The 18,468-nt window shown below is 70.1% G+C and carries 5 protein-coding genes; 3 read left to right on the plus strand and 2 right to left on the minus strand.

Going from position 1 to position 18,468, the window contains the following annotated elements; genetic code table 11:
* Positions 1–4: 4 nt before the first annotated feature.
* Positions 5–1,498, minus strand: coding sequence for an amino acid adenylation domain-containing protein (locus VZQ01_RS39210; RefSeq protein WP_426746178.1), 1,494 nt, complete (start codon positions 1,496–1,498; stop codon positions 5–7).
* Positions 1,495–2,631 carry a prodigiosin MBC biosynthesis dehydrogenase PigA gene (gene pigA, locus VZQ01_RS39215; protein ID WP_426746179.1) on the minus strand — a complete coding sequence of 379 codons (1,137 nt, stop codon included), beginning with the start codon at positions 2,629–2,631 and terminating at the stop codon, positions 1,495–1,497. Before pigA ends, VZQ01_RS39210 begins: the two co-directional genes overlap by 4 nt.
* Before the next feature lie 209 nt (positions 2,632–2,840).
* Here pigA and VZQ01_RS39220 point away from each other — a divergent pair, with 209 nt between their 5' ends.
* Genes VZQ01_RS39220 through VZQ01_RS39230 form a run of 3 tightly spaced genes read left to right on the plus strand, consistent with a single transcriptional unit; the run spans position 2,841 to position 18,468 of the window.
* Positions 2,841–5,042 carry a beta-ketoacyl synthase N-terminal-like domain-containing protein gene (locus VZQ01_RS39220; RefSeq protein WP_426749026.1) on the plus strand — a complete coding sequence of 734 codons (2,202 nt, stop codon included), beginning with the start codon at positions 2,841–2,843 and terminating at the stop codon, positions 5,040–5,042.
* Positions 5,039–9,577, plus strand: coding sequence for a type I polyketide synthase (locus VZQ01_RS39225; protein WP_426746180.1), 4,539 nt, complete (start codon positions 5,039–5,041; stop codon positions 9,575–9,577). The genes VZQ01_RS39220 and VZQ01_RS39225 overlap by 4 nt, the downstream gene beginning before the upstream one ends.
* Positions 9,574–18,468 carry a non-ribosomal peptide synthetase gene (locus VZQ01_RS39230; protein ID WP_426746181.1) on the plus strand — a complete coding sequence of 2,965 codons (8,895 nt, stop codon included), beginning with the start codon at positions 9,574–9,576 and terminating at the stop codon, positions 18,466–18,468. The genes VZQ01_RS39225 and VZQ01_RS39230 overlap by 4 nt, the downstream gene beginning before the upstream one ends.

Below are 18,468 nucleotides of genomic sequence, written 5' to 3' on the forward strand. Positions count from 1 at the left end.
TCCGTCAAGTGCGTCGCGGCGCCAGGTCGCGGAGCGCTCGCCGGTCGAGCTTGCCGTTCTGGGTCCTTGGCAGCTCCGCCAGCACGCGGAGCTCGTCGATGATCATGTACCGGGGCAGTCGCTCGGCGCAGTGTTTCTTGAGCTGGAGGAGGGTGGGCTTCGTGCCGTCGGTGGCCACGACGAAGGCCACCAGTCGCGCGTCCAGGCCGGACTCGGTGGTGACGACCCCTGCCTCCCGCACTGCTGGATGGGTCAGCAGCGCCGTCTCGATCTCGCCCGGCTCGATGCGCCGCCCTCGCACCTTCAGCATGTTGTCGCGCCGGCCGAGGTACTCGAACCCGCCATCCGGAAGCTGACGGCAGAGGTCCCCCGTCGCGTAGGGCCGCGCCTCCTGTGGCGGCTGACCCCAGTATCCCAGCATCACCGTGGGCCCCTCCACCATCAGCTCTCCGACGCCCGGCTGCGTCGCTTCGTCCGCCAGCCAGACGCGGTTACCACAGCTCGCATGTCCGATGGGCACCGGCTCGGTGCGCTCGGGGGCGATGTCGCCCACTTCGTAGGCGGTGCAGACGTTCGTCTCCGTGGGACCGTACAGGTTGAAGAACCGCGCGGTGGCGAGGCGCTCTCTCAGTGGGCGCAGGTGGCGGATGGGGAAGGGCTCGCCCGCGAACAGCACCGTCCGGAACGGGAGGTCTTCGTGCTCCAGCAGTCCTCCCTCCGACATCATCAGGATGAGCGCGGAGGGCACCGAGTACCAGACGGTGAACCGCTCGCGCAGCACCAGCTCCACCAGCTTCTTCGGCGTGAAGGCCAGCGCCTCCGGGATGAGCGTGACGGAGGCGCCCCCGAGGAACGCCGCATAGAGGTCCAGCACCGAGAGGTCGAAGAAGAACGGCGCGTGGTTGCTGAAGCGGTCCTCCGGCGTGGTGCCCAGCAGCGCATGGCTCCACTCGATGAAGGCCAGGGCGTTGCGCTGGCTGATGCACACGCCCTTGGGAGTGCCCGTGGAGCCGGAGGTGTAGAGGATGTAGGCCAGCGCGTGGTCGTCCAGGCCATGCCCCGGCAGCGACTCCGGGGAGACGTTGCCCAGGTTCGTCCATGCGCGCGCAGGACCCGTGTCGTCCACCAGCAGGAAGCGCAGACGGTCGAGGCCCCCGTTGCGCAGCTCGGATGCGCGCGCGGCGCTGGTCACCACCACGTCGATGCGGCAGTCGTCGAGGATGAGCCGCGTGCGCGCGGCCGGGTTCAGTGGATCCAACGGGACATAGGCGGCGCCCAGCCGCGCGATGCCCTGCATGGCGGCCACTGCTCGCGCCGACTTCTCGGTCCACAGGCCCACCCGGTCGCCGCGCTGGACCCCCAGTTCCTGGAGGACCCGCGCCACCTGGTTGGCGAGCGCGTCGAGCTGTCCGTACGTGAGGATTTCATCGGGCCCCCTGACGGCGATGGCCCCGGGGTTCCGCGCCGCGGCGCGCATGACAATCTGGTCGAGCGTCATAGGCCCAGGTGACTGGCGATGATGTCGCGTTGCATCTCCGAGGTGCCGGAGAAGAGGGCGCTGGGAATGGCGTCACGCAGCACGCGCTCGATGCCCACCTCGGCCACGTAGCCCAGGCCTCCGTGGATCTGGATGGCATCCAGGCCGCATTGGATCGCCCCCTCACTGATGGCCAGCTTGGCGAGGGACACCTCCATCGCCGCGTCCTGCCCGCGGTCCATCAGCCAGCAGGCCCGGTGCAGGAGCAGTCGCGCCGCATCGAGCCGCTGCTTCATGTCCGCCAGCCGATGGGAGATGGCCTGGTTCTTTCCGATCGCCCGCTTGAACTGCTTGCGCTGTCGGGCGAAGTCCACCGTCTGCTCCAGCACCCGCTCCATCAACCCGACATAGGCGCCGAACAGACACGCCCGCTCCCACTGCATCGAGCGCTTGAACATCGGCGCGCCCTGGCCTTCCTCTCCGAGCCGCGCGGAGGCGGGCACCCGACAGCTCTCCAGATAGAGCGGGGCGATGGGGGAGGTGGACAGGCCCATCTTCTGGAAGGGCCGTCCCACCGAGAGCCCCGGCGTGTCCTTCTCGATGAGGAAGGCGCTCAAGCCCATGTAGCCGTGTGAGGGCGAGGTGACGGCGTACACCAGGAACACGTCGGCGACCGGCCCGTTGGTGACGTAGCTCTTGCTCCCATCGAGCACGTAGTCGTGGCCGTCGCGCACCGCCCGCGTCTTGAGCGCGAAGACGTCCGAGCCCGCCTCCGGCTCCGAGATGGCGTTGGCGCCCACCCACGCTCCCGCGCACAACCGGGGGAGGTAGCGCTGCTTCTGCGCCTCGTCGCCGCACTCCAGCACCGGCAGCACGCACGCGAACAGGTGCGCCCCCACGGAGAAGACCAGCCCCGTGTCCGCGCATCCGCGTCCCAGCGCCTCCATCACCCGCGCCGTCGTCAACGTGTCCAGCCCGAGCCCTCCGTGGTGCTCGGGCACGGGCAGGCCCAGGAAGCCGAACTCACCGCATCGGCGCCAAAGGTCCCTCGGGAATCCCTCATGGCCGCTGGCCTCCGCGCTCAACTCCGACTTCGCGAACGACAGAGCGCTGTCGTACAGCTCCACCTGTTCACTCGAAAAGCTGAAGTCCATGCGGTCCTGAGTCGTCAGGGGTTGATGGGCCAGCCGCGCCGTGAGATTCGTGGGCGTCTGAAGACTTTCACCCTGGTGTGTGTGAATCGTCAAGAATCCCCCGGGTTGCCTTGGCTTGCATGTGTGCCGGGTTGGGTCTGTTTTGATTGTCTGGTATGTGATTCGCAATGTTTGACCTGGAGATTCCGGGTGCGTTAAGGGTTTGTGCAATGCGACACGAGGCAATCGCTGTCGTGGGCATCGGCCTTCGATTTCCTGGGGCCGAGTGTCCGCGGAGCCTGTGGAGGCTTCTGTGCGAGGGATTGGACGCCACCCGAGAGATCCCGACCTCCCGCTGGGAGAAGGGCTTGCTCCATGACCCCACCCCGGCCACTCCGGGGAAGGTGCGCCACTGGCGCGCTGGACTGCTGGAGGACGTCGCATCGGCGGATCCCCAGGCCTTCCGTCTGTCGAAGCGGGAGCTGCGGCAGATGGATCCCCAGCACCGCGTGCTGTTCGAGTGCGCGTGGCACGCGCTGGAGGACGCGGGCATCCCCCTGGATTCCCTCCGAGGCAGCCGCACCGGGGTCTTCGTCGGGGTCAACTTCAATGACTTCCAGCGGATGCTGGCGCGGGACTGGGGGGCGCTGGATGGGTACTCCGTGCTGGGCACCACGCCGTCCTTCGCGGCCAATCGCATCTCCCATGCCTTCGACCTCCGGGGGCCCAGCACCTGCTCCAGCGTGGGCTGCGCCTCGTCGACGACGGCCGTACATGAGGCCTGTAGAAGTCTGATGTTGGGAGAAGTGGACTGCGCGCTCGCAGGTGGTGTGGAGCTGATGCTCTCTCCGGACAGCAGCATCATGCTCTCCCAGGCCGGGGTGCTGTCGGCGCGCGGGGAGTGCCGGACCCTGGATGCCGGAGCGGATGGCTACATCCGTGGCGAGGGCGCCGGGATGCTCGTCCTCAAGCCGCTGTCCCGGGTGGACCCGACTGATCGCGTGTACGCGGTGATCCGCGGCAGCGCCGTGAACCACAACGGCCGGAACGAGTGGATCATGGCGCCCAGCATCGAGGCGCAGACGGACGTCATCCGTCAGGCCTGCTCACGGGGCGGCGTGGAGGCCGCCAGCCTGGACTACGTGGAGCTGCACGGCTCGGCCTTCCTCAAGGGCGACGCGGCGGAGGCCATCGCCATCGCCGAGGCGCTGGGTGGCGCGCGCTCGGAGCCCTGCCGGCTGGGCGCGATCAGCAACAACCTGGGCTATCTGGGGGCGGCGGCTGGCATCGCGCAGCTCATCAAGGTCTGTCTGTCCTTGTACCACCGCACCTGGCCGCCGACGATTCATGTGGATTCCCCTAATCCCACACTCGCTTTCGACGAGCTGGGGCTGCAAATCCAGTCACGCCTGGAGGCCTGGTCAGACCGCGGGGCAGGTCGACCCGCACGCGCTGGCGTCGTGTCTACCTCCCTGGGTGGGTCCAATGCCTTTGTCGTCCTGGAGTCCGCCCCGGAATTCCCTCTCATGCAAGGGCTTGCGGCCATCTCGTCGAACCACCTCCTGGTGCTCTCCGCGCTGACCCCGGAGGCACTCAGGCAGCAGTCCCAGCAGGTTCTGGATTTCCTTTCGGAGAACGCAGACTCTGCTGTCCGGCTCGGGGATGTCTGCTTTACCGCGATGTTCAAGCGGCAGCACCATCGCCATCGTGCCGCGATGCTCGCCGGGGGGCGGGAAGGATTGATGCGAATGCTGAAGGCATTCATCGGTTCTCCGGAACAGACCCTCTGGGTGGAGGAGGGCCTGCCGAGCCACTGGGTCGAGGCGGCGCGGACCTATCTGGAGAAAGGCAGGGTTTGCCGCGAGGCCTTCCCAGGGCTCGAAGGACGATGTGTAAGTCTTCCGGCCTATCCCTTTCAGAGACAGCGTTTGTGGCCGGAGTGGCTTTCGCCCGAGGTGGTGTCTCGTGCTCCCTCGCGTTCGAGGCCGGAGTCCGCCGAGGCGCCCGTGCCCAGGACGGCCACGGGAATGGACTTCCGGGAGGGAACCACACCAGCGCGCGAGGCCCGGCTGCTGGAGCTCCTCCAGGGGCAGGTGGCGGCGGTGCTGGAGGTGGAGCCCGCGGAGCTGGACTGGCGAGGGCGGACGCTGTTCGAGCTGGGAATGAGCTCGGTGTCCCTGGTGATGCTCTCGGGTCGGCTGACGCGGGAGCTGGGCGTGGCGGTGGCGACGACCTTCCTCTTCGAGCATCCACGGTTGGACTCGCTGGCGACGGGCTTGCAGGGGCTCCTGGATTCGCGGGCGGGGGGCGCTCGGGCGTCTGACGAGGACGCGGGGCTGGTGGAGCGCATCTCCGGGTTGTCGGAGGCGCAGGCCCGCGAGCTGATTGCGCGGAAGCTCGCGGAGCTCGACCACGAGGAGGTGGAGGGATGAGCCGCGAGGACGGTGCGGGCGTGGAGTTGACGCCGCTGCAGCAGGCCTTGCTGACCATCGAGAAGCTCCAGCGCAAGCTCGGGGCTGTCGCCCGGGCTGACGACGGCGCCATCGCCATCATCGGGATGGGCTGTCGGTTTCCAGGCGGAGCCTCGAATCCCGCACGTTTCCGTGAGCTGCTATGGAGTTCGGGTGACGCGGTGACGGACGTCCCCGCTGAGCGTCGAGCGCTGCGGGGCGCTCATGACGCTGAGCCGTCCGCGCCTGGCAGGACGACGATGCGCCGGGCGGCGTTCGTGGAAGGCGTCGACCGGTTCGACGCGGAGTTCTTCCGCATCTCCCGACGGGAGGCGGAGGGGATGGACCCGCAGCAGCGCTTCTTCCTGGAGGTGAGCTGGGAGGCGCTCGAGGACGCGGGGCTCTCGCCGCACCGGCTCGCGGGGACGCGGACAGGCGTGTTCGCCGGCATCCACGCTCGGGATTACGCGCTGATCGCGGACGGTGGGTTGGAGCGCGTCGACGCGCACTACTCGACGGGCGTGGACGCGAGCTATGTCGCCGGGCGCCTCTCGTATCTGCTGGGCCTGGAGGGGCCCTGCATGGCCGTGGACACGGCTTGCTCGTCCTCGCTGGTCGCGGTGCATCTGGCCTGCCAGAGCCTGCGCGCGGGCGAGTCGACGGTGGCCATCGCGGGCGGCGTGAAGCTCCTCCTGGCGCCGCATCTGAGTGTGTTCCTGGCCAAGGCGGGGGCGCTCTCTCCTCGCCAGACCTGCCGCGCCTTCGACCGTGACGCGGACGGGATGGTGCAGGGGGAGGGATGTGGCGTGATCATCCTGAAGCGGCAGCGGGACGCCGTCCGGGATGGAGATCGAATCCTCGCGACGATTCGAGCCACGGCGACGAACCATGATGGCGCGAGCGGTGGGCTGACGGTGCCCAATGTCCGAGCGCAGGAGTCGCTGTATCGGCTCGCGCTGGAGCGCGCGGGACTCGAGGCGGGGCAGGTGGACTACCTGGAGGCCCATGGGACGGGGACCCGGCTCGGAGACCCCATCGAGCTGGAGGGGATTGCCAGGGTCTACGGGCGTGGGCGGGGCTCGGCGCGGCCGCTGTGGATCGGCTCTGTCAAACCGAACATCGGTCACACCGAAGCGGCGGCGGGAATCGCGGGGCTCATCAAGGCGGTGACGGTCCTGCAGACGGGGGAGGTCCCGCCCGCTGTGCACTTCGAGCACCCGACGCCCGAGTTCACCTGGGAAGGCTCCGGTCTCGAAGTGGTGCGCGAGCGCAGGTCCCTCCCGGAGCTGGGTCGTCCGCATCGGGTCGCCGTGAGCTCGTTCGGGATGAGCGGGGTGAATGCTCATGCGCTGCTCGAAGCGCATCGGGAGACGGTGGCTGCCGCTCCGGATGTGGGGCCCTACCTGTTGCCGCTCTCGGCGCGTGGCGAGGCCGCGCTGAGGGAGTTGGCTGGGGCGTGGTCGCGTCAGTTGCCGGGGATGAACCTCCGGGATGCATGCTTCACGGCGGGGGCGGGACGTGCGCACCACGAGCGGCGCCTCGCCTTGGTTGCCAGGACGCGCGAGGAGCTGCAGGCGCTGCTGCGCCGCGCTTCGGAGGGGCGTGAGGGGGAGGGGGCGTTCCAGGGGCGGCTCAAGGGCTCGGGCGGACGTGGCGTGGTCTTCGTGTTGGGAGATGACGTCTCCGCGGCCCGTGGGCGCATGCGCGCGGAGCGTGGCCAGGAGCAGGCATTCCTTCGCCACGTCGAGCAGCTCGACGGCGTCTTCCGGCAGGTGGCGGGCGTGTCCGTGTTCGAACTTGCGCGTGAGCGTGAGGCCGGGCACCTGCGCTCCGCCGACCAACGCGACGGCCTCGCCCACGAGGTGGCGGGCGAGTCGGTGGCCGAGCAGGAGCGCACGAAGGCGGCTGCACGCCTTCGCCCTATCGACGGGCGCGATGGCTTCGTCGGCGAGGCGGGCGATTCGGTGCTCGCGCAGGGGCGCGACGAGGTGGCTGCGCGCCGTCCCCATGGCGAGAGCCGCGATGGCCTCGTCGGCAGAACGCAGGGTGAGTCGGTGTTCCAGCCGGTGGGTGGGCACGAGGGGGATGCAGCGCTCCTCCTCATCTGTCAGCTCGCCCTGGCGGAGATGTGGCGCGCCTTTGGCGTCGAGCCGTCCGCTGTCGCCGGTCATGGCGTGGGTTCAATCTCCGCCGCCGTCATCGCGGGCCTGCTCACCGTGGAGGAGGCGCTCCGGAGCGTCCTGGGGCTTCTCCCGCCTGGCTCGCTTCCTGTCCGTCCGGCGAAGTGCGCCTTCCTGTCCTTCCGAGAGGAGGCGTGGCTGGACGCGGGAGCAAACGGGACAGCTGGCGACCTGGCGAACCGGGATGCTCCCGACGTGGACCTGTCCGCCGAACAGTTGATGGAGCGGAGCGCCTCCGTCTACCTGTCGCTGGCGTGTGAGGCCTCTCTCGGCGAAGCGTTGGAAGCGGCAGCGCAGCGCCGGGGCCGGGACGTGCTCGTGCTGCAGGCCGGCTTGGGGACCCGTCAGGAGCTGCTGACCCTCGCCGCGAGGCTCTACTGTGCTGGAGTCCCTCTCCGCTTCGAGCACCTCTTCCCGGAGGGGAGGAAGGTCGTCGCTCCGACCTACCCGTGGCAGCGCGAGCGCTTCTGGTGGGACGGCGAGATCGCGCCCGTGGTGGTCGAAGATGCCGCCGCGGGTGCGGAGTTGTTTCACGAACTCTCGTGGAGCCCTCGTGAGTCGGAGCACGCGCAGGCCCGACTGGATGGCACCTGGCTCATCGTCTCCGAGGAACCGGAGGCCACCCAGTCGCTCCGTGATGCACTGGCCGATGCGGGAGGCGAAGTGGTGCTGGCGCGTCCAGGCGCTGCCTTCGAGCGCGTGTCGGATCGCGACCATCGTCTCGACTTCACCCAGGTCGCGTCCTTCTCGATGTTGCTGCGCGAGCTTTGCTCCGCTGACCAGCCGCTTCGCGGAGTGCTCTTCCTGGCTCGCGCCGGAAACCCCGAGTCCTTGCCCCGAGATGTCCGGGCCCAGGCCGTCGCCCTGACCTCGCTCGTTCAGGCCCTGGCCCGCGCGACGCTGGAGAAGCCCCCTCGGCTGTATCTCATCACCCGAGGCTCGCAGGCCGTGGGCGGAGGCTCGGAGTCGGTGTCTCTCCTGGGCGCCTCCCTCTGGGGGCTCGGGCGGGTCATCGCCTACGAGCACCCCGAGCTGCGGTGCCTCCGCATCGACGTCGACTCCGTGTCGGGGGTGGATTCGTCGCGGTTGCTCGTGGACGAGCTCCGTCGCTCCTCCTCGCCCGGCGCGGAGGACGACGAGGTCGCGCTGCGCGGAGACAGACGGCTGGTCCCGACGCTCACCCAAGGACGTCGTCCCTCCACGAAGCCGTTCCGTCCGCGAGCGGACCGCACGTACCTCATCACGGGTGGGCTCGGCGGCATCGGGCTCAGGTTGGCCTCCTGGCTGGTGGACCACGGCGCGCGTCACCTCGCGCTCTGCGGCCGGATGGGAGAGACGCCGGAGGCGCGTCGGGCCCTGGCTCCCTTGCGCGCGACGGGAGCGCGGGTGGACGTCTTCTCCGTCGATGTGAGCCAGTCCGAGGCGGTCGCGGACCTGTTGCGCTCGGTGCGCAGTGGAGGACCTCCCCTCGGCGGGCTCTTCCATTGCGCGGGTGTGCTGGCCGACGGCTCCCTGCTCCAACTGGAGCCCCGGAGCTTCGACCGCGTCATGGGCCCCAAGGTGGACGGCGCCTGGAACCTCCACACACTGGCCACGGATGACTCGCTGGAGCAGTTCGTCCTGTTCTCATCGACCGGCTCGTTGCTGGGCGCTCCGGGGCAGGCCAACTACGCCGCGGCGAACGCCTTCCTCGATGCGCTGGCCCACCTTCGTCGCGCACGGGGGCTGCCCGCCATCAGCCTCCAGTGGGGAAGCTGGGCGGAGGTCGGCATGGCCGCCGCGGACGCCAGGCGCGGTGCCCGACTCGCCGAGCACGGCATGGAGCCCATGTCCGTCGACGCCGCGCTGTCCGCCATGGCCCTCACGCTCGCTGAAGCCCCCGTGGTCCGCGCCATCGCCCGCTTCGATGCGGAGCGCTGGGCACGCAGTCACCCATCCGTGGCGCGCTCGTCCCTGTTCCGTCCCCGGGTCCACGCGCCCGCCGCGGAGGCTGAGCCGCGCAAGCTCCGCGAGGTGCTGCTCTCGCTGGAGGGCTCCGCGCGCTCCCAGATGATGGAGGCCCGGCTGAAGGACATGGTGGCCCAGGTCTGCCGACTGGCTCCCGAGCGTCTCGCGGCGACGGATTCGTTCGAGTCGCTGGGCCTCGATTCCATCATGGCGCTGGAGCTGCGCGACCTGGTCCTGGGCGAGCTCGAGGTGGGGCTGCCCCTCAAGCGCTTCGTGGATGACGGCTCCATCGGGCAGGTGGCGGCCGAGCTGCTGGAGAAGCTCGCCGTCGCCAGCGTGATGGGCGGCGTGTCCTCGGCGCGCACCGACACCAAGCGGGTCCTCCTATGACGCTGGCGGAGCTCCTCCAGTCGCTGGCCGCTCACGGCATCACGCTGAGCGTGGACGGCGAGCACCTGGCCGTCGACGCGCCGGACGGGGTGCTTCCCCCGCACCTGCGCGAACAGCTCATGGAGCACAAGGCGGCGCTCCGCGCGCTCCTGTCGGAGCGGGACGAGCCCCTGGCAGGCACTCCCTTGGAGGTGGTGCCTCGGCCCGAGGAGCGGCACCTGCCGTTCCCGATGACCGAGCTCCAGCAGGCCTACAGCGTGGGCCGACAGGCCGAGCTGGAGATGAACGCGTCGATGCACGCGTACAACGAGCTCGACTGTCCCGGGCTCGACCTCGCGCGCTTCGAGGAGGCGTGGAACCGGGTCGTGGACCGCCACGAGATGCTGCGCGCCGTGGAGGCCCCGGGCTTCCAGCAGCAGATCCTCCCCTCCGTCCCTCGCTACCACCTGCCCGTTGAGGACCTGCGCGGGCGCGGCCAGGAAGAGGCCGAGGCACGCCTCGTCGCCATCCGCGAGCGGCTGTCCCAGCAGGTGCTCCCGCTCGACCAGTGGCCCTTGTTCGAGCTGCGCGCGTGTCTGCTCGACGGCGACCGCGTGCGCCTCTTCATGAGCATCGATGGGACCTTCATCGATGGGTACAGCTTCCAGCTCCTCTACCGGGACCTGGTTCACTTCTACCGGCACCCCGAAGCCACAGTCGCGCCCCTCACGCTGTCGTATCGGGACTACTCGCTCGCCGTGCACCATGCCCGAGGTGCCCGCTACGCGCGCTCGCTCGAATACTGGCGCGCACGCCTCCCGCACCTTCCGCCCGCGCCCGACCTCCCGCTGGAGAAGGACCCCCGTACGCTCCGGCGCCCGCGCTTCCGCCGCTGGTTCGCGCGCGTGGACGCGGAGGTGTGGCAGCGGCTCAAGCAGCGGGCCCGTGCACGCCGGCTGACCGAGCCCGAGCTGCTGCTGGCCGCGTACGCGGAGGTCATCGCCCGTTGGAGCCGTGGCCCGCGCTTCACGCTCAACGTCCCGCACTTCAACCGGCTGCCCGTCCACCCCCAGGTCAACGACATCATCGGCACCTTCGCCAGCTTCACGCTGGTCGAGGTGGACCACCATCCGGAGCGCAGCTTCACCGAGCGCGCGCTGGCGATTCGCGAGCAGCTCCTCCTCGCGCTCGAACATCGCGAGGTGAGCGGCGTCGAGCTGCTGCGAGAGCTGTTCCGCGCCCAGGGGCGCATCTCCGGCGCCATCATGCCCGTGGTGATGACGAGCTTCGCCTCCCACTCCCGGAGCGGGGACTCGCATTGGGTGGACTTCCTGGCGGAGTCGTTCGGCGGGCTCGTCGAGGCCCTCACGCAGACGCCACAGGTGTGGATCGACCTTCAGATCGTCTACCAGCGGGGCGGCGTCTTCCTGAACTGGGACGTGGCGGAGGAACTCTTCCCGTCCGGGATGCTGGAGGACATGTTCGCCAGCTTCCACGCGCTGCTCCTCCGATTGGCGGAGGACGACGCGGCCTGGGAGCGCGCGGACCTGGACCTGCTTCCGCCGCGCCAGCGCGAGCTCATCGCCCGCGTCAACGACACGGCCCGTCCGCTGAGTGGTGAGCTGCTCCACACGGGCTTCTACCGGAACGCCGCCGCGCGTCCCGACGCACTCGCCCTGGTCGCCGAGGGGTGCACGCTGAGCTATGGCGAGCTGGCCCGCCGCGCCAACCGCCTGGGCCATGTGCTGCGCGAGCGTGGCGCCGCGCCCAATCACGTGGTCGCGGTGGTGATGGAGAAGGGGTGGGAGCAGGTCGTCGCGGTGCTCGGCGTCCTGGCCTCGGGCGCCGCGTACCTGCCCATCGACGCGGGCCTGCCGCTGGAGCGGCGCTCCTTCATGATGCGCAACGGCGGCGTCGAGCGGGTGGTGACCCAGCCGAAGTTCGCCCGGGACTCGTGGCCCGGGTCCGTCCAGGTGCTGGTCCTCACCCCCGAGGCCTTCGGTGAGTACCCCGACGCGCCGTTGTCGACCGCGCAGCGGCCCGAGGACCTCGCGCACATCCTCTATACGTCCGGATCCACGGGCCAGCCCAACGGGGCGATGCTCACGCACGCGGGGATGGTCAACGCCATCGAGTGGACGAACCGCAAGTACGGCGTCGGGCCGGATGACCGGCTCATCGCCCTGAGCGCCCTCCACCACGACTTCTCCGTCTACGACGTTTTCGGAACGCTGAGCGCGGGCGGCACGGTGGTGATGCCCGATGCCTCCCGGCGCAGAGACCCCTCGCATTGGGTCGAGCTGATGGCCCGTCACGGCGTCACGCTCTGGAGCACCGTGCCGGCGATGATGGAGATGCTGCTGACGTACCTCGAGGGAGGCAACGTCCGGCTCGCGTGTCCGCTGCGGCTCGTGATGTTGGGGGGCGACTGGATCGCCGTCACGCTCCCCGGGCGCCTGCGCGCGCGCTTCGGCGGTGTGAAGGTGGTGAGCGTCGGCGGACCGACCGAGACGTCGCTCTGGAACATCACCCATCCCGTCGAGGAGGCGGACGAGCGTCGTCGCAGCATTCCGTACGGCAAGCCCATCGCCAACACCCGGTACTACGTGCTGGACGAACGGCTGGAGGAGCGGCCTGTCTGGGTCCCCGGCGAGCTGTGCTGCGCGGGCATTGGCGTGGCCCTGGGCTACATCGGCGCGGGGGCGGGCTCGCGGAAGTTCACCGTCCACCCTCGCACGGGCGAGCGCATCTATCGCACCGGAGATCTCGGCCGGTATCTGCCCGATGGCACCATCGAGTTCCTCGGCCGCGTCGACTTCCAGCTCTCCATCCGTGGACAGCGCATCGAGCCCGGAGAAATCGAAGCGGCGCTGCTCCGTGCTCCGGACATCCGCGCCGCCGTGGTGGGGGCCGTCGGTGAGCACCATGAGAAGCGACTCGTCGCGTATGTCGTCCTCGCGGACGGAGCGCGGGAGCTCGACACGCGGCGCGTCCGCGAGTTCCTCTCTCGCGTGCTCCCCGAGCACATGGTGCCCGCGACGTATGTCGTGCTGGACGCCCTTCCGCTGACCCGCAACGCCAAGGTGGACCGCCGGGCGTTGCCTCACCCCGACGAGGTCGCCCAGGCGAAGCAGGACACCGCATCGCGGCCGCCCCCGGCGATAGGGGGCGGGGAAGGGACGCGCGCGCTCCAGGACGCGCTGTCCAAGGCCGTCGGGGCCGTGCTGGGGATTCCGGCGGTCCATCCGGATACCAACTTCTTCGAGCTCGGCGCCAACTCCGTGCACCTCATCCAGCTCCACCTGCGCATCAAGCAGGCCCTGGCGCTGACCATCCCCGTCGTCGAGCTGTTCGGGAACCCGACGGTCCGCTCGCTCGCGGCGCGACTCGGCGCTCCGGGGACCGCGGCGCGTACCACGCCCGTCGTCGAGGCACCTCCGACGCAGGAGGACCGGGACATCGCCATCATCGGGATGAGCGGACGCTTCCCCGGCGCGGCCACGCTCGATGCGTTCTGGCGCAACCTGGTGGAGGGCGTCGAGTCCGTCGGCACCTTCACCGATGACGAGCTGCGGGCCGCGGGCGTGAGCGAGCCGGCGTTCCGGGACCCGCGCTACGTCCGCGCCTCGGCGGTGATGGAGGACTTCGACGCGTTCGACGCCGACTTCTTCTCCCTCACGCCCCGGGAGGCGCGCTCGTTGGACCCTCAGCAGCGCGTGTTCCTGGAGTGCTCGTGGGAGGCGCTCGAACACGCGGGCTACCCACCTGGCGCGGGCGACGCCGTCGTCGGTGTCTACGCGGGCAAGAGCGTCAGCCACTACCGCTATCCGTATCCGGACCTCACGCGGCCGCTCAGCTTCTTCCAGGACCTCGTGTCCCAGGACAAGGACTTCCTGGCGACGCAGACGTCCTACAAGCTCGACCTGCGCGGTCCGAGCCTGAACCTCCAGACGGCCTGCTCGACGTCGCTCGTCGCCGTGTCGACGGCCTGCGACGCGCTGCTCGACGGACGCTGCGACATGGCGCTCGCGGGCGGGGTGGCCATCAAGGTCCCGCACAAGGTCGGCTACCTCTACGAAGAGGGCAGCATCTTCTCGAAGGACGGCCACTGCCGGCCGTTCGATGCCCGGGCCAGCGGCACCCTCCCTGGGAGCGGCGCCGGCGTCGTCGTGCTCAAGCGCCTGAAGCGAGCGCTCGCCGATGGGGACCGGGTCCTCGCGGTCATCAAGGGCTCCGCCATCAACAACGACGGGCACCGGAAGGTCGGCTTCATGGCGCCCGGTGTCGAAGGGCAATCCGACGTCGTCCGCCGGGCGCACCAGCGCGCCGGCATCGACCCTCGGAGCATCTCCTACGTCGAGGCGCACGGGACGGGGACCGCCATGGGCGACCCCATCGAGGTCGCGGCGCTGACCCGGGCCTTCGGTGAGCAGGCGGAGTCCCGGTCCTGTGCGCTGGGCTCGGTGAAGAGCAACATCGGGCACCTGGACAGTGCGGCGGGAATCGCCGGGCTCATCAAGGTCGTGCTGTCCCTCCAGCACCGCACCCTCGCGCCCTCGCTTCACTTCGAGGCGCCGAACCCGCGCATCGACTTCGAGCACAGCCCGTTCTTCGTGGTCGACAAGGCCACGCCGTGGAATGTGGCGAGCGGCCCGCGCCGCGCCGGAGTCAGCTCTTTCGGCATCGGCGGCACCAACGCGCATGTGGTGGTGGAAGAGGCTCCCGCGGCACAGGTGCCCGAGGCCTCCGGCGCGGATCGCCCCCGTCATGTCCTGACGCTCTCGGCGCGCAATGACGCGGCGCTGCGGTTGCTCGCGGGCCAGTACCAGGCGCTGTTGGAGGGAACCGACGTGTCGCTCGCGGACGTGTGCTTCTCCGCGAACACGGGCCGCGTCGCCTTCGAGCATCGGCTCGCGGTGGTGGCCTCGGAGCGCGGTGCCATGGCCGCCTCGCTCGGCGCCGCGGCGAGGAGCGAGGAGCGTCCGGGGTTGGTACACGGCGTGCTCGACGCGAGGTCGTCGCCGAAGGTCGCGTTCCTCTTCTCGGGGCAGGGCTCGCAGTACGTCGGCGCGGCTCGCGAGCTCTATCCGACGCATCCGGGTTTCCGCCGCCGCATCGATGCGTTCGATGTGCTGCTGCGTGACGTCTGGGGACGCTCGCTCCACTCCGTGCTCTATCCGGAGCCGGGACACGACTCGCCCATCGACCAGTTCGACTACGCGCAGCCGGTGCTCTTCGCGCTCGAGTACGCGCTGGCCGAGCTGTGGATGTCCTGGGGCATCCAGCCCGATGTCCTGCTCGGACACAGCACGGGAGAGCTGGCGGCGGCGTGCCTCGCGGGGGTGTTCAGCCTCGAGGACGGACTGAAGCTGGCGCTCCACCGTGGCCGACTGATGCATCAGCTCCCAGAGGGAGGAAACCTCGCGGTCTCCACGGGTGAGGCGGAGGTGCGCGAGGTCCTGGCGCGAGGCGGATGGAGCTGCTCCATCGCCGCGCTCAATGGTCCCGACAACGTGGTCGTCTCCGGTCCCCCTGGCGAGCTGGGGGAGGTGGCCTCGGCCCTGGAGTCGCGCGGCCTCAAGGTGCGCCGCCTGAACATTCCGCGCGCGGCCCACTCGGTCATGGTCGAGGCCATCCTCCCGGAGTTCAGGGCCGTCGCCTCCACGCTCTCCTACACGCGGCCCGCCATCCCCATGGTCTCCGGGATGACCGGCGAGCCCATCACGGACGCCATCACCACGCCGGACTATTGGTGCCGCCAGCTCCGAGACCCGGTGCGTTTCGCGCAGGGCGTGGAGCACCTGTACCGCGACGGGGTGCGGGTGTTCATCGAGATGGGGCCCAAGGCGACGCTGCTCGGCATGGCGGCGCGGTGCGTTCCGGAAGGGGAGTGCGCGTGGCTGCCGAGCCTGCGGCCCGAAGACGGCGGCTGGCAGCAGATGTTGGAGAGTCTGTCGGCGCTGTATGTCCGAGGCGTCCGCGTGGACTGGACGGCCTTCGAGGCGGGCTTCACCCGGCGCAAGGTGGCGCTCCCCACGTATCCCTTCCAGCGGCAGAGGTACTGGGAAGAGGGCGCGGGGCTGCAGCGGCTTCAGGGCACGAGCGTCACCCGGGAGGAGCACCCCCTGCTCGGCGCGCGCCTGCCGTTGGCCGTGCTCGGGGCGGACGCGCTGCTGTTCGAGTCGACGCTGGGTCCTTCGTCGCAGGCCTTCCTGGGGCAGCATCGCGTCTTCGGGACTCCGACGTTGCCCGCGACGGCCTACGTCGAGATGGCGCTGGCCGCGGGCGCGCGACTGCTCGGCACGAAGGCGCCGCGGTTGGAGAACCTGTCCTTGCTCGCGGCGATGACCTTCCCTGGAGACTCCAGTCGCAGGGTGCAGTGCTCGGTGAGCAAGGACGAGGCTGGCACGGCGACGGCGCGCATCTTCAGTCGCGCGATGGATGACGCGGAAGGCGAGTGGGTCCTTCATGCGACCGCGACGCTCCTCGCCCCACGCGAGGGAGAGGCGCCTGGTGAGTCAGCGGGCTACGACGCGGTGCTCGCGATGCAGCGGGCCGCGCTGCTCATCCCAGACCCTTATCGAAGGGCGCGGGAGTCCGGGGTCGACTTCGGCGCGGAGTTCCAGGGCATCACCGAGCTGCGCCGACAGTCGGAGCAGGTCCTGGCCCGAATCGAGAGGCCCGCCGTGCTCGGGGACCACGACGCGTTCTTCGCGCACCCGGCGCTGCTGGATGCGTGTCTCCAGGTGGTGGGCGGCGTGTATCCGGAGTCGAGCGGCTCCGAGCTCTATGTGCCGATGAACGTGGAGAGCCTCGAGCTGTTCGGAGGACTCGACGCGCGGATGTGGAGCCACGCGGTGGTGCTGCCCCTGGATGCCACGTGGAAGCGGCTTCGCGCCGATGTCCACGTCTTCGGGAGGGAGGGGAGGCTGTGCGCGCGAGTCCTCGGACTGGAGCTCCAGTGGACCCGTCGGGAAGCGTTGAGCCCGGCGACCCAGTCACCGCTGGATGGATGGCTCTACGAGCGCCGGTGGGAGCCGCTCGCGCTGGAGGCGGCGGGCACCCCTCCGACGGAGCGCGGACCGTGCCTGATTCTCGCGGACGAGCGTGGGCTGGGGCTGCAGCTCGCGCGAGCACTCGAACGGGATGGACGGACCTGCTTCATCGCGTTCCGCGGCCAGACGTTCCGTGCCATCGGCGACACGCGCTTCGAGTTGCCGGAGGACCCCGAGGTGCTCGCGGAGGCCCTGCGGACCCTGCGGCTTCCGGCCTCGCTCTCGGACGTCATCCTGCTGTGGGGGCTGGACGGCGCGGATTCGGAGGACCTCGACCCGGCGAGCCTCGACGCGGACGCGCGGCGCGGATGCGGAGGCGGCCTCGGGCTGCTGCGCTACCTCATCGAGCGTGGATACTCCCAGGCCGTGTGGTGGGTGACGCGGGGCGCGCAGGCCGTCGTCACCGGGCAGTCACTCCCTGGGATTGCACAGTCGCTGCTCTGGGGCCTGGCGCGACCTGTCGCCATCGAGTCCTCCGAGCTGGATGTCCGGTGCGTCGACCTTGATCCACGGAGCGCACCGGATGCGCAGGTGGAGGCGCTCACGCGGGAGCTCCACGCGCGAACAGAAGTGGCGGACAACCAGGTCGCCTTCCGCGGTGGCCGCCAGGTCGCACGGCTGCGCAGGGTCTCTGCTCGCGAGGTTCTGCCCGCGTCCTCGCGGCGGGCGGGCGCTGACGCTGTCCGGGAGGATCGCACCTATCTCGTGGTGGGTGGGCTCGGTCGGCTGGGGTTGCTGACGGCGGAGCTCCTGGCGAATCGGGGCGCGCGGAGCCTCGTGCTGACGGGGCGTGGCGCGGTGGGGCCGGAGGCGGCCGAGCGGCTGGCGCGACTGCGCACGCTCGGGATGCGCGTCGAGTACCGACAGGTGGACGTCGCGGACGAGGACGCGCTCGCGGCAGTGCTCCGGGAGATCTCCGACGAGCTCGCGCCGCTGGGTGGCGTGTTCCACTCGGCGGGTGTGCTGGATGACGGAGTCCTGCGCCAGCAGCGCTGGGCCCGCTTCGAGAACGTGCTCAGGCCCAAGGTGAGGGGAGCGTGGAACCTGCACCGGCTGACCTCGAAGCTCGCGCTCGACCACTTCGTGTTGTTCTCGTCCGTGGCCTCCCTGGTCGGCTCCGCCGGACAGTCGAACCACTGCGCGGCGACGGCGTTCGAGGACGCGTTGGCGCATCACCGCCGAGCCCTCGGACTGCCGGGGCTCAGCATCAACTGGGGTGTGTGGGCGGGAGACGCCGGAGCCCGCGTGGACGTCGGCGCGCGCTCCCACACTCCGGGCTGGGGGAGCCTCCCCGTGCGCGAGGGGCTGGCGGCACTGGAAGCGCTGCTCACGAGCCCTGTCGCGCAGGTGGGCGTCGCGGAGATCGACTGGGCGGTGTTCGGCGGTGGCCGCTCCTCGCCCTACGACGCCGAGCTGCGCGACGCGGCCCGGGGGCGGACCGTGGAGCGCGCGCGCTTCCTGGAGACACTCGCACGCTCGCCCGTCACGCAGCGTCGCAAGCTGCTCCTGGACTACCTGCGTGAGCAGGTGGCGTGGATTCGCGGCGCGGCCTCCGGTGCGTCGGTCGACCCCTCGCAAGGCTTCAGCGAGATGGGCATCGACTCCCTGGCGGCGCTGCAGCTCAAGAACCGGCTCCAGAGCGGCTTCGGGCTCTCGCTGCCCGCCACCCTCGTCTTCAACTACCCCACCACCGAGAAGCTCGCGGAGCAGCTCGCCACCGCGTTCCTTCCCCTGGAGTTCGCCTCGCCCACCATCGCCCCTCCCGAAGCCCCGGAGCAGGGCACGTCCGAACTGGAGAACCTGTCCGAAGCGCACCTCGCCCACCTGCTCGAAGAGCAGCTCTCGAAGATGAACTAG

Origin of the sequence: Myxococcus faecalis, assembly GCF_050039385.1 — a bacterium.
GTDB classification, from domain to species: domain Bacteria; phylum Myxococcota; class Myxococcia; order Myxococcales; family Myxococcaceae; genus Myxococcus; species Myxococcus fulvus.

Excerpts from the sequence above, each read along its gene's own strand:
- VZQ01_RS39225 (WP_426746180.1), top strand. The coding sequence starts at position 5,039 with ATGAGCCGCGAGGACGGTGCGGGCGTGGAGTTGACGCCGCTGCAGCAG.
- VZQ01_RS39230 (WP_426746181.1), top strand. The coding sequence starts at position 9,574 with ATGACGCTGGCGGAGCTCCTCCAGTCGCTGGCCGCTCACGGCATCACG.
- pigA (WP_426746179.1), bottom strand. The coding sequence starts at position 2,631 with ATGGACTTCAGCTTTTCGAGTGAACAGGTGGAGCTGTACGACAGCGCT.
- VZQ01_RS39210 (WP_426746178.1), bottom strand. The coding sequence starts at position 1,498 with ATGACGCTCGACCAGATTGTCATGCGCGCCGCGGCGCGGAACCCCGGG.
- VZQ01_RS39220 (WP_426749026.1), top strand. The coding sequence starts at position 2,841 with ATGCGACACGAGGCAATCGCTGTCGTGGGCATCGGCCTTCGATTTCCT.